Source organism: Rhodopseudomonas pentothenatexigens (assembly GCF_900218015.1).
GTDB classification, from domain to species: domain Bacteria; phylum Pseudomonadota; class Alphaproteobacteria; order Rhizobiales; family Xanthobacteraceae; genus Rhodopseudomonas; species Rhodopseudomonas pentothenatexigens.
In genome coordinates this window covers 1-15,145 of the sequence record NZ_UFQQ01000012.1, presented here as the reverse complement: position 1 = coordinate 15,145, position 15,145 = coordinate 1, and the positions used below count along the sequence as shown (strand labels likewise).

Annotated in this window: 14 protein-coding genes; 9 read left to right on the top strand and 5 right to left on the bottom strand. The window is 65.2% G+C overall.

Features of this window, described 5'->3' with window-relative positions:
- Nucleotides 1-8: 8 nt before the first annotated feature.
- Both DWA33_RS12790 and DWA33_RS12785 read left to right on the top strand, forming a co-directional pair.
- Nucleotides 9-461: a DNA polymerase III subunit chi gene (locus DWA33_RS12790; RefSeq protein ID WP_114358475.1), complete on the top strand. Its 453-nt coding sequence runs from the start codon at nucleotides 9-11 to the stop codon at nucleotides 459-461.
- A 115-nt stretch (nucleotides 462-576) separates the two neighbouring features.
- A complete protein-coding gene (locus DWA33_RS12785; RefSeq protein WP_114358474.1) occupies nucleotides 577-1,113 on the top strand; it encodes a hypothetical protein in 537 nt (178 codons plus the stop codon).
- A gap of 500 nt (nucleotides 1,114-1,613) precedes the next feature.
- Here the strand turns inward: DWA33_RS12785 and DWA33_RS12775 are convergent, their stop codons facing one another.
- Nucleotides 1,614-3,491 (bottom strand): ABC-F family ATP-binding cassette domain-containing protein, encoded by a 1,878-nt coding sequence (locus DWA33_RS12775; protein WP_114358473.1) that lies wholly within the window; start codon nucleotides 3,489-3,491, stop codon nucleotides 1,614-1,616.
- Between the two features lie 144 nt (nucleotides 3,492-3,635).
- Here DWA33_RS12775 and ndk point away from each other — a divergent pair, with 144 nt between their 5' ends.
- Together ndk and DWA33_RS12765 are read left to right on the top strand one after the other, a co-directional pair.
- Complete coding sequence (gene ndk / locus DWA33_RS12770; RefSeq protein WP_114358472.1) at nucleotides 3,636-4,058, top strand: nucleoside-diphosphate kinase; 423 nt, start codon at nucleotides 3,636-3,638, stop codon at nucleotides 4,056-4,058.
- A gap of 73 nt (nucleotides 4,059-4,131) precedes the next feature.
- On the top strand, nucleotides 4,132-4,956 hold the full coding sequence (locus tag DWA33_RS12765; RefSeq protein WP_114358471.1) for a YjbE family putative metal transport protein: 825 nt from the start codon (nucleotides 4,132-4,134) through the stop codon (nucleotides 4,954-4,956).
- A gap of 81 nt (nucleotides 4,957-5,037) precedes the next feature.
- On the opposite strand, the gene DWA33_RS12760 is transcribed toward DWA33_RS12765, so the two are convergent.
- On the bottom strand, nucleotides 5,038-5,763 hold the full coding sequence (locus DWA33_RS12760; RefSeq protein ID WP_244601289.1) for a Crp/Fnr family transcriptional regulator: 726 nt from the start codon (nucleotides 5,761-5,763) through the stop codon (nucleotides 5,038-5,040).
- 536 nt (nucleotides 5,764-6,299) lie between these two features.
- On the opposite strand from DWA33_RS12760, the gene DWA33_RS12755 reads away from it, so the two are divergent.
- Nucleotides 6,300-6,503 carry a cold-shock protein gene (locus tag DWA33_RS12755; protein ID WP_013502093.1) on the top strand — a complete coding sequence of 68 codons (204 nt, stop codon included), beginning with the start codon at nucleotides 6,300-6,302 and terminating at the stop codon, nucleotides 6,501-6,503.
- 60 nt (nucleotides 6,504-6,563) lie between these two features.
- Here DWA33_RS12755 and purN read toward each other — a convergent pair whose 3' ends face one another.
- Nucleotides 6,564-7,217 (bottom strand): phosphoribosylglycinamide formyltransferase, encoded by a 654-nt coding sequence (purN, locus tag DWA33_RS12750; RefSeq protein WP_114358606.1) that lies wholly within the window; start codon nucleotides 7,215-7,217, stop codon nucleotides 6,564-6,566.
- Between the two features lie 4 nt (nucleotides 7,218-7,221).
- The gene (gene purM / locus DWA33_RS12745; RefSeq protein WP_114358469.1) at nucleotides 7,222-8,295 is read right to left on the bottom strand and encodes a phosphoribosylformylglycinamidine cyclo-ligase; all 1,074 of its coding nucleotides are present in this window, start codon (nucleotides 8,293-8,295) and stop codon (nucleotides 7,222-7,224) included.
- Nucleotides 8,296-8,559: 264 nt separating this feature from the next.
- Here purM and DWA33_RS12740 point away from each other — a divergent pair, with 264 nt between their 5' ends.
- The 4 genes from DWA33_RS12740 (at nucleotide 8,560) to ppx (ending at nucleotide 13,687) form a co-directional block, all read left to right on the top strand.
- Nucleotides 8,560-9,105: a CDP-alcohol phosphatidyltransferase family protein gene (locus tag DWA33_RS12740; protein WP_114358468.1), complete on the top strand. Its 546-nt coding sequence runs from the start codon at nucleotides 8,560-8,562 to the stop codon at nucleotides 9,103-9,105.
- Between the two features lie 43 nt (nucleotides 9,106-9,148).
- Entirely contained in the window at nucleotides 9,149-9,826 is a 678-nt protein-coding gene (locus DWA33_RS12735) for a P-loop NTPase family protein (RefSeq protein WP_114358605.1), read from the top strand.
- A gap of 132 nt (nucleotides 9,827-9,958) precedes the next feature.
- Nucleotides 9,959-12,169, top strand: coding sequence for an RNA degradosome polyphosphate kinase (locus tag DWA33_RS12730; protein WP_114358467.1), 2,211 nt, complete (start codon nucleotides 9,959-9,961; stop codon nucleotides 12,167-12,169).
- Nucleotides 12,170-12,181: 12 nt separating this feature from the next.
- On the top strand, nucleotides 12,182-13,687 hold the full coding sequence (ppx, locus tag DWA33_RS12725; protein WP_114358466.1) for an exopolyphosphatase: 1,506 nt from the start codon (nucleotides 12,182-12,184) through the stop codon (nucleotides 13,685-13,687).
- Between the two features lie 239 nt (nucleotides 13,688-13,926).
- Here the strand turns inward: ppx and DWA33_RS12715 are convergent, their stop codons facing one another.
- Nucleotides 13,927-14,790 (bottom strand): bestrophin family protein, encoded by an 864-nt coding sequence (locus tag DWA33_RS12715; RefSeq protein WP_244601288.1) that lies wholly within the window; start codon nucleotides 14,788-14,790, stop codon nucleotides 13,927-13,929.
- Nucleotides 14,791-15,145 lie beyond the last annotated feature (355 nt).

Genomic DNA, 15,145 nt, shown 5'->3' with positions numbered 1-15,145 from the left:
GGCTCGCGATGACCGAAGTGCTGTTCTATCACCTCCAGGGCAGGACCATCGAGCAGGTCCTGCCGCCGCTGCTCGAGAAATCACTCGCGCGCGGCTGGCGGGTGGTGGTGCAGTCGACTTCGGAGGAGCGAACCGATGCGCTCGATTCGCATCTGTGGACGTATCGTGACGATTCGTTTCTGCCGCATGCCACCTGGCGTGTGGCGGATGCGGCGCATCAGCCGATCCTGCTGACCGCGGGCGAGGGCAATCCGAACGGCGCCAAGGTCAGGTTCCTGGTCGACAATGCCGCACTGCCGGACGATGCCGACAGCTACGAACGGATGGTGTTGCTGTTCAACGGAGACGATGACGAAGCGGTGGCGATGGCCCGCGCAACCTGGAAGCAGTGCAGGGCTCTTGCGTTCGAAGTCACCTACTGGCAGGCCGACGAGAACGGCCGCTGGCAGCGGCGGGACTAGCCCGGCCGTGGCCGCTATCAGCGCCTCTCTGAAGGTTGCGGTTGGACGGTCACGGTGACGCCGTAAATCGATGATTGGACAAGTGCTTAAGATCTCTATCGGGGCGCGATCGATCGTGTATCAGAAGTTTTCCGTGCGGCCGCTGTTCATCACGCTGGCCCTCACCACGACCCTGCTCGCAGGCTGTTCCGGCACACCGGAATTCCTGTCGCGCGATGCCGAATGGTTCTCGAAGCCGGGCCGAGTGTTCATCAAGAACATTTCGATCGAGACGCCGCCTCTCACGCCGGACAAGCCGATCACCCCGGACGATCTCATCAGTGCCGACGGCCGCTGCCCCGGCATGGCGCCTGCGCCGGGTGACCCCAATGCACCGCAGGACGGTCAGGTAGCGCCTCTTTCCCAAGGCGGAACGGTCGCTCTCGGCCACACCGAATGCGACGTTGCGCGCGGCCTGGGGGCGCCGGATCACGTCAGTCTCTCGACCAACGAACGCGGCGACCGGTCGACTGTTCTGACCTACAATCGCGGCCCCCGTCCCGGCATTTACGCCTTCACCGCAGGCCGGTTGACCTCGATCGAGCGCGTCCAGGAGGCTGCGCCGGAGCGCAGGCCGGCGCGAGGTAAGCGCCGCAGCGCTCAATCGGGTTAGCGCGCTCCATCGATTGATTGAAGCGGACTTGGCCTTTTCCAAGGGTCCTAGAGCGGTTCATCGTTCGATTGAAACGACCCGACCTTTCCGAAGGCGCTGAGTCCTCATCCTGAGGAGCCCGGCGAAGCCGGGCGTCTCGAAGGATGGGGCAACGCGTTGCCTGCGTTACATGGTTCGAGACGGCGCTTTGCGCCTCCTCACCATGAGGTTGTGCCTGTGGTGAGCACTCCGAAGCGCATTGGCGATTCTATTAGAGCGGTTCATCGTTTGATTGAAACGATCCGACCTTTCCGAAGGCACTGCGTCCTCATCCTGAGGAGCCCGGCGAAGCCGGGCGTCTCGAAGGATGGAACAACGCATTGCCTGCGTCACATGGTTCGAGACGGCGCTACGCGCCTCCTCACCATGAGGCCGTGCGTGTGGCGGGAGGTGCGGATCAGCTCTGATTCGATGAAAAACAGAAGTGCTCTAAGATAAGAATAGAACTGCTGTAGCGGCGTTCAACTCTGCGCGGCGTCCTGCGCCGCGCTCGCTTCCAGCCACTTCTCTTCAGCCGCCTGCAGGGCAGTCTGCGCGTTGGCGCGGGCCGTGCTGAGCTGAGCGGCCTGTTTCGGATCGCGGGTAAAGAGGTCCGGAATCGCCAGCGCCGCATCGATTTTCTCGATGATCGCGGTGATGCGATCGATCTCCGCTTCGGCATCTGCAATCTGTTGCTTCAGCGAAATCGTCTTCCTGGCGCGCGGTGCCGACGCCCTGGCGGCGCCATCATCGGCCTTGCGTTCCTTCGGCTCCGCCGACGTACTTCGGCCGCCGCGAGACGACAGCACCGCTCGACGATACTCGTCGAGGTCGCCGTCGAACGGCTTCACCTTGTGATCGGCCACCACCCACAACCGGTCGGCACAGGCGTCGATCAGGTAGCGGTCGTGCGACACCATGATCACCGCGCCGGGATAGTCGTTGATCGCTTCCGCCAGCGCAGCACGGCTGTCGATGTCGAGGTGGTTGGTCGGCTCGTCGAGGATGATCATGTTCGGGCCGAAGAAGGTGGCGAGGCCGAGCAGCAGTCGCGCCTTCTCGCCGCCGGACAGGCTCTTGACCAGGGTGTCGGCCGCCTTGCCGGAGAAGCCCATGGCGCCGGCGCGCGCTCTGATTTTGCTTTCCGGCGCATCCGGCATCAGCCTGCGGACGTGATCGTAGGTCGAGCCGTCCTCGTTCAGCTCGTCGAGCTGATGCTGTGCGAAGTAAGCGATCGACAGCTTGTCCGCCCGGGTCACCGATCCCGAGAACGGCGCCAGCCGGTTCGCCAGCAGCTTGACCAGCGTCGATTTGCCGTTGCCGTTGGCGCCGAGCAGCGCAATCCGATCGTCGGGATCGATACGCAAGGTGACGTGCCGGAGCACCGGATGCTTCGGATCGTAACCGACCGCCACGTTGTCGGCTGCGATGATCGGCGGCGACAACGTCCTCTCGGGAGCCGGGAAATTGATCTCGGGAGTATCGTCGGCGACCAGCGGCGCGGTCGGCTTCATCTTCTCCAGCATTTTGACGCGCGATTGCGCCTGCCGCGCCTTGGTCGCCTTCGCCTTGAAGCGGTTGATGAAGTCCTGCAGATGCGCGCGCCGCGCTTCATCGCGCTTGGCGTTCTTGGCGTCCAGCGCCAGCTTGTTGGCGCGGAATTCGGCGTAAGCCGAGTAGGTGCCGCGGAAATGCACCAGCCGGCCGCGGTCGAGATGCAGGATCTCGTTGACCGAGGTGTCGAGCAGGTCGCGATCATGGCTGATCACGATCACGGTCCGCGGATAGTTGGCGAGATGATCCTCGAGCCACAGCGTCCCTTCGAGGTCGAGGTAGTTGGTCGGCTCGTCGAGCAGCAGCAGGTCGGGCGCGGCGAACAGCGTCGCCGCCAGCGCGACCCGCATCCGCCACCCGCCGGAGAACTCCGAGCAGGAGCGGGCCTGGTCGGCGGCCGAGAAGCCGAGGCCGCCGAGGATGGCGCTGGCACGCGCCGGCGCCGAGTGCGCATCGATATCCACCAGACGGGTCTGGATATCGGCGATGCGGTGCGGATCTTGTGCGGTCTCCGCCTCTTGCAGCAGCGCGGCGCGTTCGACGTCTGCAGCCAGCACCACCTCCAGCAGCGTCTCGGGCCCGTTCGGTGCCTCCTGGGCGAGGCTGCCGATCCGCCAGCGCGGGGGCAGGGTGATGCGGCCGGTCTCGGTGGCGAGTTCGCCGCGGATGGCGCGAAACAGGGTCGATTTGCCGGCGCCGTTACGGCCGATGAAGCCGACGCGCGCGCCGGGGGCGATCTGGACCGAACTCTGGTCGATCAACAGCCGTCCGGCGAGCCGGATCGAAATGTCGGTGAGCGTGAGCATGGCGCGTTTTGGCCGGGTCGGGCCGCAAAGGCAACCGGCCGGAGCAGGGGCGGCCGATGAATCTGGAGCCGCAGCTTGCCCGAGCGCGACGGCGTCGATATAAGCCCGGCAACTTCTCCCACCCTAAGCTGTCAAGGACCTTCCATGGCGATCGAACGGACTTTCTCGATTCTCAAGCCCGATGCGACCGAGCGCAACATCACCGGCGCGATCAACGCGCTGATCGAACAGGCCGGTCTGCGGATCGTGGCCCAGAAGCGCATCCGCATGACCCGCGAGCAGGCGGAGACCTTCTATGCGGTGCACAAGGAGCGCCCGTTCTTCGGCGAACTGGTCGACTTCATGACCTCCGGCCCGGTGGTGGTTCAGGTGCTCGAAGGCGAGGGCGCGATCGCCAAGTATCGCGACGTGATGGGCGCCACCGATCCGTCGAAGGCGGCTGACGGCACGATCCGTAAGCTGCACGCCAAGTCGATCGGCGAGAACTCGGTGCACGGCTCGGACGCTGCGGAAACCGCCAAGATCGAGATCGCGCAGTTCTTCTCCGGCAACGAAATCGTCGGATAAGCATTACGGCGTCGAAGCTTCCCGGTCGCCGAACTCGGCGGTCGGGAGGCCTCGGCGAAATCGGGAAAAGACAGTGGACTGGGTGCTGCACGTCTTCGATCCCGCGACCTTCTGGTCGGTCGTCGCGCAGTTCAAGGCCGACGTTCAGCAGCCCGAATTCTGGATCTCCGTCGCAAAGATCATCTGGATCAACGTGCTGTTGTCGGGCGACAACGCGCTGGTGATTGCGCTCGCTTGCCGCGGGTTGAAGCCGCAGCACCGGCTGTGGGGCATGGTGCTCGGCGCCGGCGCCGCCGTTCTGCTGCGCATCGTCTTCACCGGCATCGTCGCCACCCTGATGGAATGGCCGTATCTCAAGCTGGCCGGAGGACTGGCGCTGCTGGTGATCGCCGCGAAGCTGGTGGTGCCCGAGACCGAAGACGAAGACAGCGTCCAAGCCGCATCGCATCTCCTGCGCGCGGTGCAGATCGTCGTCGTCGCCGACGTCATCATGAGCCTCGACAACGTCATCGCAGTGGCCGCGGCCGCGGATGGCGACGTCCCGCTGCTGATCCTGGGACTTGCGATGAGCGTACCACTGATCGTGGCGGGAGCCGCGCTGATCCTGATGGTCCTGGAGAAGTTGCCGATCCTGGTATGGGCCGGCGCAGCGCTGCTCGGCTGGATCGCCGGGCAGGTGATCGCGACCGATCCGGCTACGCTTCCATTCGTTCACCAGCTCGATGCGCCGCTCGGCGCCCAGCTCGACGCTCTGTTCGGCCTGATCGGTCTGTACACCGATCTGGCGACGAGCGTCAGGGTCGGAGAAGATCTGTTCGCGCTGGCCGGCGCCGCGGTGGTGCTGGTTGCAGGATCGCTGTGGCGCAAGCGCCGATCCGCAGGGCAGGGGGTTGCGTGAGGCGTCAAGGCCCGTCCTGCGCAAGTCACGCGGGCCGCGGCGCGGCCCGGTTTCGTGAGGACTCTGGACGGCGGGCGGTCGTCAGGCGGTGCCGGCGATCATGCCGTGGCCTGGATCGTGGTGATGACCGTCGCATTCCGGCACGCGGGTGCGATCATAGGCGTCGCGCACGATATGGTAGCAATCGCAGGTGCGGTTCTCCAGAGCCGGCCGATCGACGATACGCACCGCGCCGCGTCGCTTTTCCACGACGCCGTCGGCTTCGAGCTGCAGCAGCGCGTTGGTGATGCTGGCACGGCGGACGCCCATGCTGGCGGCCAGCAGTTCGTGCGTGACGTACAGAACGTCGCTCTGGATCCGGTCATTCGCCAGCAGCAGCCAGCGCGCCAGGCGCTGATTGATCTCGTGACGGGCGGCGCACAGCACGCTCTGGGTGTTTTGCGCGATCAGGGCCGGCACATAGCGCAGCATCTCTTCGCGAATTCTCGGCCGATCGGCGAGCACCCGCGCCAGATCATCGGCGTCGATCCGGAGAGCCGTGCCGGGCATGCACACCACCGACCGCTGCGACGACACGTCGGTACCGAGCACCAGCGGAACGCCGACATAGCCGAAATAGCCGACCATGGCGGTTTCGACGAAATCGGTGCGGGAGCCCGACAGATGCGACACCAGACCGTCTTCGATGAAGTGAACGTACTCCACGCGCCGATTGGCTTCCTGCAACACGGCGCGGCCGCGGAACTCGATCGGTCGCAACAACGGTTTCAACGCCTCGAAATCGTCCGGCGCGAGTTGAGACAGCACCCGATTGCGGACCGGAGATGAGGTTGTTTGCAGATCGTTCGCCAAAATCGGATCGGCTCCTTGGTGATTGGTTTCTGCATTGGAACCGGCGCCGCCGATTCAGGCGGCAGCTTAGCGAAGCTTGGTCGAGGTGGCCACGGTTCAATTTGTCCTAAATTGTCGCATCCGCGCCGCACTTGTGGCGCGGTTCGGCGCTGCAGCATAGGACCGTCGGTGCGCAGATTGTGAGCAGATGACTCGTCGAGCAGCAGCGGGTTCCGGAACGCCGGGCCGTAACTAGCAAGTCCGCTGCGAGGCGGAGAGTGCGACGCCGGACTGATCGGCGCAGCTACGTACTACGCGGCGAGCTGTCGGGAAGATCGCGCAAGACTTGCTATACCACAAAAATCGTGTTGCAATTGATGCGCAATCGGATCTGGCCCTTCGGCTTCATGTTTCGCGACTGGGAAAACGATAACGCATTGGGTTCGCCGTTTGTGGCGTGGCACGCGGGCAGCGTGCCGCGTCTTTTTTGTATCTAGATCGGGAGACAGGCGATGCAAAAGGGCACCGTCAAGTGGTTCAACCCCACAAAGGGGTACGGCTTCATTCGTCCGACCACCGGCGACAAGGACGTCTTCGTGCATATTTCTGCGGTCGAGCGTGCGGGGCTGAGCACACTCAATGAGAACCAGGCGATCGAGTACGATCTGGTCGAGAACCGCGGCCGGACGTCGGCGGAGAACCTGAAGATCTCCTGAGTTCGCAGGGCTTTTCCTACGACCCCCGGTCGGCAAGCCGGGGGAACTCTGTGCAGCCTGTCACTCCGCCGCGGGGACGATGAGTGAACGCTCGGGCGCAGCCGAGGTGACCGACCTGCACAGATCGCCGTCGAACCGCAGCAGGCCGGCCGCCAGCATCCGTAGCGCTTCGGGATAGATCCGGTGCTCGACGGCGAGTACACGCGCAGCCAAGGTTTCGGGCGTGTCGTCGTCCGCGACAGGAACCGCGCCCTGCACCACGATCGGTCCTGCATCGGTGTCCGGCGTCACGAAATGCACGGTGGCGCCTGAAATCTTGACGCCGGCGCGTAGCGCCTGACCGTGCGGATCGAGCCCGGGAAACGACGGTAGCAGCGACGGATGGATGTTCAGCATCCGGCCGTACCAGCGTTGTGCGAATTCGGCCGTGAACAGCCGCATGAAACCGCCGAGGCAGATCAGTTCGACCCCGTGCGCATCGAGTTCGCCCTGCAGCTTGGCTTCGAAGCCGGCGCGGTCCTTGCCGAACGGCCTGCTTTCGATCACCGCGGTGGCGATGCCGCTGCGCTCGGCGATCGCCAGCCCCCCGGCGGTCGCGACGTTGGAGATCACCACCGCGATCTCGGCCGGGAATCCGTCCTCGGCGGCGGCTTCGATCAGTGCGGCCATGTTCGAGCCGCGCCCGGAAATCAGGATTGCAACGCGCCGTTTCATCGGCTCACCGGGTGAGGTCGAGGTGGCCGTCATAGACGACGCGCTGGTCGCCCTTGGCGGCGATCACCTGGCCGAGCAGGTGCACGCTTTCGCCGCTCGTGGTCAGGCTCTCGGTGACCTGATCGACCGCATCGGCCTTGACGATGACCACCATGCCGATGCCGCAGTTGAAAGTGCGCAGCAGCTCGAGTTCGGCGATCCCGCCTTGCTCGGCGAGCCATTTGAACACTGGTAGTACCGGAATCCGCGGCAGGTCGATGCCGACGCCGAGATGCTTCGGCAGCACGCGCGGGATGTTCTCGGTGAAGCCGCCGCCGGTGATGTGGGCGAGGCCCTTGACCGCGCCGGTGTCGCGGATCGCCTGCAGGCACGACTTCACATAGAGCTTGGTCGGGGCCAGCAGCGCACCGCCGAGCGTCATCACCGGCGAGAACGGCGCCTGGGCGTCATAGGGCAGGCCGGACTTCTCGACGATCTTGCGGACCAGCGAGAAGCCGTTGGAATGCACGCCGGACGACGCCAGCCCGATCACAGCATCGCCCTCGGCGATGTCCTTCGACGGCAGCAACGTGCCGCGCTCGGCGGCGCCGACCGCGAAGCCGGCGAGGTCGTAGTCGCCGTCCTTGTACAGGCCGGGCATTTCGGCGGTCTCGCCGCCGATCAATGCGCACCCGGACTCGCGGCAGGCTTCCGCCACGCCGGCGACGATTTCGGCGGCCGCGTCCGGATCGAGCTTGCCGCAGGCGAAGTAATCGAGAAAGAACAGCGGCTCGGCGCCCTGCACGACGAGATCGTTGACCGACATCGCCACCAGGTCGATGCCGATCCCCGCATGCAGGCCGGCGTCGATCGCGACCTTGATCTTGGTGCCGACGCCGTCGGTCGCCGCCACCAGCACCGGATCCTTGAACCCAGCCGCCTTCAGATCGAACAAACCACCGAAGCCGCCGATCTCGGAATCGGCGCCGGCGCGCGCGGTGGCGCGCACCATCGGCTTGAGCAGATCGACGAGCCGGTTGCCGGCGTCGATGTCGACGCCGGAGTCGGCGTAGGTGAGGCCGTGCTTCCGCTCGGTCATGCCCGGTTTTCCAATCAATGCTGTGCGGCACCCCAAGCGACGTCGCCTTGGCGAAGCCGCCCTCGATCCACCGGGGGCGTCGACGCTAGACCTAAGTCCCGCTTGTCCGCGCCCGGCCGATGTTTTGGGGTGGTTACGTCGGATTCCGCCAGCGTGCAATGGCTCGCAAGGGGACCCAGCATGGTCTATGTAGAAAACCAGCCCGCGCCACCGACGAAAGTCGAGATTATGCGGCGGATTTGGGCCGGAACTCGGGAACGTCGCGTGAGCATTCCGAACATCATTACGCTCTGCCGCATCCTGCTGGTGCCGGTCGTGGTCTGGGCGATTGCGTCGAACGAAATGGCGATCGCCTTCGCGGTGTTCGTGGTGGCCGGTGTCAGCGATGCGGTCGACGGTTTTCTGGCCAAGCGGTTCAACATGGCGAGCGAACTCGGTGCGCTGCTCGATCCGCTCGCCGACAAGGCGCTGCTGGTCTCGATCTACGTTTCGCTCGGGATCTGGGGCGCGATCCCGCGCTGGCTGGTCATCCTGGTTGTGTCGCGCGACATCATGATCGTCGGCGCGGTGCTGATCTCCTGGGTGTTCGGCCGGCCGATCCCGATGAAGCCGCTGATGGTGTCGAAATTGAACACGGTGGCGCAGGTGTCGTTTGCGGCGCTGGTGCTCGGCGCGCTCGCGTTCGGCTTCGAGCCGGCGCCTTACGACCTGTTGCTGATGGGGGCGGTGACCGTCTTGACCTTGCTTTCGGTCTCCTTCTATCTCGTCGAGTGGATGCGGCACATGAGCACGATCGAGCCCGGCCGTTGACCGCGTCGGCCGGCCGCGTTTTCGGGCCGGCATGGAGCGCCCCGTGGCAGTTCGCGTTGAACCCCGACAATTGGCCCTCGACCTGCCGCATGCCGAAAGCCTGTCGCGCGAGGATTTCCTCGAAGGCTCGGCCAATACCGCTGCGCTGTCGCTGATCGAGAGCTGGCCGGACTGGCCCAACCGCATCATGATGCTGGTGGGGCCGGAGGGCAGCGGCAAGAGCCATCTGGCGGCGATCTGGGCCGAGCTCGCGGGGGCGCGGTCGACGGCGGCGCAGGCGTTGAGCGCGTCCGCCGTGCCCGGGGCGCTGGCGACCGGGGCGCTGGTGGTCGAGGATCTGGTGCCGGGCAGCTTCGACGAGCGGGCGCTGTTTCACCTGATCAATCTGGCCCGGGAAGACGATGCCTATGTGCTGTTCACCGGACGGCTGGCACCCTCGGCGTTTGCGGTCGAATTGCGCGACCTGCGCTCGCGGCTGCGGGCCGTGCCCGTGGTGTCGCTGCTGCCGCCGGACGACGCGCTGTTTCGGGCGCTGATCGTCAAGTTCTGCGCCGACCGGCAGATGTGCATCGACGCCGGGCTGGTCGGCTATCTGGCCAACCGGATCGACCGTTCGTTCGTCGCCGCCCGCCAGGCGGTGGAGAAGCTCGACACCATGGCGCTGCGGCTGGGGCGCCCCGTGACCAGGGCACTCGCATCAGAAGTGCTGCGCGCCGACTGACCGCGGCCGCGGCGGGCGGCTTGACGGCCGCGGCGGCTCGCTTCTCAATGTCATGGAAACGTCGTGTAGCGTCCGCATTGTCTTGCCGCGCTGCGGCCGCAGCGCGCCCATCCCGGACTGGATCGATTCCTCATGGACTCCGAGCAAGTGATTGCTATTGAAGAAAAAAAGGGCGAGGCCGAACCGGCGTCGATGATCGCCGCGGGCCCCGAGCGATTCATCAATCGCGAGCTGTCGTGGCTGCACTTCAACCGTCGGGTGCTCGAAGAATCGGTCAATGCGCACCATCCGGTGCTGGAGCGGGTGCGGTTTCTGTCGATCTCGGCGAACAATCTCGACGAATTTTTCATGGTCCGCGTCGCGGGCATCAAGGCGCAGATCCGCGAGGGTATTACCGAGCGCAGCCCGGATGGTTTGACGCCGTCGGAGCAGCTTGCGCTGATCAACGAGGCCGTTTCGAAGCTCGCCAGCGACCAGCAGGCGATCTGGCGCGACCTGCGCGGGGTGCTGGCGGACGATGGTATCGTGCTATTGGACGGCAAGGACGCCACCAAGGCCGAGCGCGCCTGGATCGAGGATCATTTCCTCCATAACATCTTCCCGCTGCTGACCCCGCTGGCGATCGACCCGGCGCATCCGTTTCCGTTCATTCCGAGTTTGGGCTTCACCATCGGCCTGCAGCTCGCTCGCGTCACCGACGGCCGGCCGATGAATGCGTTGATCCGGATGCCGGCGCGGATCGACCGTTTCATCCGTCTGCCCGGGAATGGGCGCGACCAGACCGTCCGGGTGATGACGCTGGAGCAGGCGACCTCGCTGTTCATCGGGCGGCTGTTCCCGGGCTACCACGTCAAGGGGCAGGGCTCGTTCCGGATCATCCGCGACAGCGAACTGGAAATCGAGGAAGAGGCCGAGGATCTGGTCCGGCTGTTCGAGACCGCGCTGAAGCGGCGCCGCCGCGGTTCGGTGATCCGGCTGGAAGTTGATTCCGCGATGCCCGAAGAGCTGCGGGTGTTCGTGCAGCGCGCGCTCGGCGCTGCCGACGACGAAGTGTTCCTGGTCGACGGCGTGCTGGCGATGAACGAGCTGTCCCAGCTCACCCGGGTCGATCGTCCCGACCTCGAATTCGTGCCCTACGTGCCGCGGCATCCGGAGCGGGTCCGCGACCATGGTGGCGACATCTTCGCGGCGATCCGGCAGAAGGACCTGATCGTCCATCACCCCTATGAATCGTTCGACGTCGTCGTCCAGTTCCTGCAGCAGGCGGCGCGCGATCCCGACGTGGTCGCGATCAAGCAGACGCTGTACCGCACCTCGAACAACTCGCCGATCGTGCGGGCGCTGGCCGAAGCCGCCGAGGCCGGCAAGTCGGTCACCGCGCTGGTCGAACTGAAAGCGCGGTTCGACGAGGAGGCCAATATCCGCTGGGCCCGCGACCTCGAGCGCGCCGGCGTGCAGGTGGTGTACGGCTTCCTGCAGCTCAAGACCCACGCCAAGCTGTCGCTGGTGGTCCGCCGCGAGGGCGGCAGCCTGACCACCTACATCCACACCGGCACTGGCAACTACCATCCGGTGACGGCACGTATTTATACCGACCTGTCGTACTTCACCTCGGATCCGATCCTCGGCCGCGACGCCGCGCGGGTGTTCAATTACATCACCGGCTACGCCGAGCCGAGCGACATCGAAAAGATGGCGGTGTCGCCGATCACGCTGCGCAAGACCATGCTGGAGCACATTCGCGGCGAGACCACGTTCGCCAAGCACGGCAAGCCGGCGGCGATCTGGCTGAAGATGAATGCGCTGGTCGATCCGGACATCATCGATGCGCTGTACGAGGCCTCGCGCGCCGGGGTGACGGTCGAACTCGTGGTACGCGGCATCTGCTGCCTGCGGCCGGGGGTGCCCGGCCTGTCCGATAACATCCGGGTGAAATCGATCATCGGCCGGTTCCTCGAGCACGGCCGCATCTACTGCTTCGGCAACGGCTACGGCCTGCCCAGCGCCAAGGCGGCGGTGTACATCTCCTCGGCCGACATGATGCCGCGCAATCTCGACCGCCGGGTCGAAGTGCTGTGCCCGATGCTGAACCCGACCGTGCATCAGCAGGTGCTGGAACAGATCATGGTCGCCAACCTGAAGGATACCGAGCAGAGCTGGCGGTTGTTGCCGGACGGATCGTCGACGCGTATGAAAGCCGCCAAGGGCGAGGAGCCCTTCAACGTCCACAACTACTTCATGACCAATCCGAGTCTGTCCGGCCGTGGCAAGTCGCTCCAGCAATCCTCGCCCCGCCGGCTCACCCGGCGCGCCGAGCGCCAGCAGTCCCAGCAGTCTTCCTAAGGGACCTCGACGTTGAGCAAGCAGCCGCGCAGGCGCGAACCCAGCGTCGCCGTCATCGACATCGGTTCGAATTCCGTGCGCCTCGTGGTGTACGAGGCGCTGGCGCGCAGCCTGGTCACGGTGTTCAACGAGAAGGCGCTGTGCGGGCTCGGACGCGAGGTCCAGACCACCGGGCTCCTGACCGAAGACGCCGTCGCAAAGGCGCTGGTGGCCCTCAAGCGGTTTCGCGCGCTGATCCGGGTGATGAAGGTCGGCAAGGTGTTCGCGATCGCCACCGCCGCGTGCCGCGACGCCAAGAACGGCCCTGATTTCATCGCCGAGGCGGAGCGGATCTGCGGCGTCACCATCGAAATCCTGTCGGGACCGCGCGAAGCCAAGCTGTCGGCGCTCGGAGTGATCTCCGGCGTGCACAAGCCGAACGGCGTCGTCGGTGATCTCGGCGGCGGCTCGCTCGAACTGATCGACGTCCGCGGCAATGCGGTGCGGAAGGGCGTGACGCTGCCGCTGGGCAGTCTGGCTCTGCAGGACGCTTCGCAGAGATCGCTGAAACGCGCCGAGCGGATCGCTCAGCAATTACTGTCCGAGGCGGGGCCGCTGAAGACCGCCCGCGGCCGCACGTTCTACGCAGTCGGCGGAACCTGGCGAGCGCTCGCGCGCATCCACATCATCCAGAGCGGCCATTCGCTCAAGGTGATGCACGGTTACTCGATCTCTGCGGCGGAGGCGTTGCGGTTCGCGCAGCGGCTGCGCGTCCTGGCGGCCGCCAATCAGCTCGCCGACATCGAGGTCGTCGCCGATGCACGGCGGCCGCTGCTGGCTTATGCGGCGCTCGTGCTCGAATACGTCATCCGCATCGCCAAGCCGAAGACGATCGTGTTCTCGACCTACGGCGTGCGCGAGGGACTGCTGTACGAACAACTTCCGCCGGCCGAGCGCGCCAAGGACGGGCTGCTGTGCGCCGCGCAGAACCTGAACCTGCTGCTGTCGCGGTCGGCGCGTCACGCCGAAGAGCTGATCGAATGGACCGATCGGCTGTTCCGGGTGGTCAAGGTGCGCGAGACCGACGAGGATCGCCGGCTGCGCCGTGCGGCCTGCCTGATGTCGGACGTCGGCTGGCGGGTGCATCCCGATCATCGCGGCGAGCAGACATTGTCGCTGATCGCCAACGCCAATTTCGGCGACGTCACCCATCGCGACCGCGCCTTCATGGGGCTGTCGGTGTACTACCGCTACGCCGGCTTCAGTGAACAGAACGAGCCGCCGATGTCGGCGCGCGAATTGGTGACCGAAGCGCTCGACGAACGTGCCCGGCTGCTCGGCGCGGCGTTCCGGGTGGCGCATCTGATCAGCGCGGCGCGGCCGGGCGTGCTCCCGGCGACGCATTTCCGCACCGAGGGCCGCAAGCTGATGCTGGTGTTCGAGCACAGCCTGGTCGATCTGGTCGCCGACCGCGTCGGCAGCCGGTTCAAGCAGCTCGCCAAGATGGTCGGGCGCTCAGGGACGATCGTGCTGCGCTGAAGGCGCTTAGAGCAGTTCTGCTTTTTATAGAATCAGAGCTGATCTGCACCGCGTGACACACGCACAACCTCATGGTGAGGAGGCGCGTAGCGCCGTCTCGAACCATGTGACGCAGGGAATGCGTTGCCCCATCCTTCGAGACGCCCGGCTTCGCCGGGCTCCTCTGGATGAGGACTCAGTGCCTTCGGAAAGGTCGGATCGTTTCAATCAAACGATGAACCGCTCTGGCTTGCGACGGCTCACACCAGGATGTGGTCGATCGGCTTCGGCAACGGCGGCAGATCGGTTTCGCCGAGCGCTTCGCGCAGATTGATTTCAATCGTGTCGGCCAGCGCAGCGATCGGCAGATCGTTGGGCAACTGGCCGAACGGTTCTTCCAGCTCGGAGCCGAGCGCGTCGAGGCCGAAGAAGGTGTAGGCCGCCAGCGCCGTGGCGAACGGCGTCAGCCAGCCGAGGGTGTTGGCGAAGCCGAACGGCAGCAGGAAGCAGAACACATAAGCGGTTCGGTGCAACAGCAGAGAATAGCCGAACGGCACCGGCGTCGAACGGATGCGTTCGCACGCGGCCTGCACCATCGCCATCTGGCCGACGGTGCGATCGATGATCTGGAACGGGATGTCGCGCAGCTCGCCGCTGCGATGAAGCGCCGCCAGTTCGGTCTGCATCGCCGAGAGGATCACTTCGGGCGCGTTGCGGCTGGCCTCGTAGCGCGCGCGGGTTCCGGCGGTGAGGTGGCGCGTCACCTTGGTGGTGTCGCTTCCGGGGCGAAGATGCAGCACCAGTGCCTGGGCGAATGCCATCGCCAACCTCAGCAGCTTGCGCCGGCTGCGCTCTGGATCTTCGCCGGAGCAGGGCAGGATCTGCGTCTGCCGCGCCAGATTGCGGCTCAGGCAGATCAGTTCGCCCCAATGCCGGCGAGCTTCCCACCAGCGGTCGTAACAGGCGTTGTTGCGGAAACCCATGAAGATCGACAGCGCGATGCCGAGCACCGTGAACGGCGCGCTGTTGAAGTCGGAGACGAGGCCCGGATAGGCGTGATGCGCCCACACTACGGCCACCGACAGGGCGGCGATCAGCAGGGCCTGCGGAAAGATCCGCTGCACCACCGATCCCTGAACCAGAAAGAACAGCTGAAACAGATTAGAGCAGTTCTGTTTTTCATCGAATCAGAGCTGATCCGCACCTCCTGCCACGCGCGCAACCTCATGGTGAGGAGGCGCGTAGCGCCGTCTCGAACCATGTGACGCAGGCAATGCGTTGTTCCATCCTTCGAGACGCCCGGCTTCGCCGGGCTCCTCAGGATGAGGACTCAGTGCCTTCGGAAAGGTCGGATCATTTCAATCAAACGATGAACCGCTCTAGGTGTGAGCTTTCATTAGGTTGTCCATCCGGTCCGGACCGGGGATGCTGAGGTTGCGATGCTTCAGTATCCAGGGAGGGACCGGATGAACATTCACA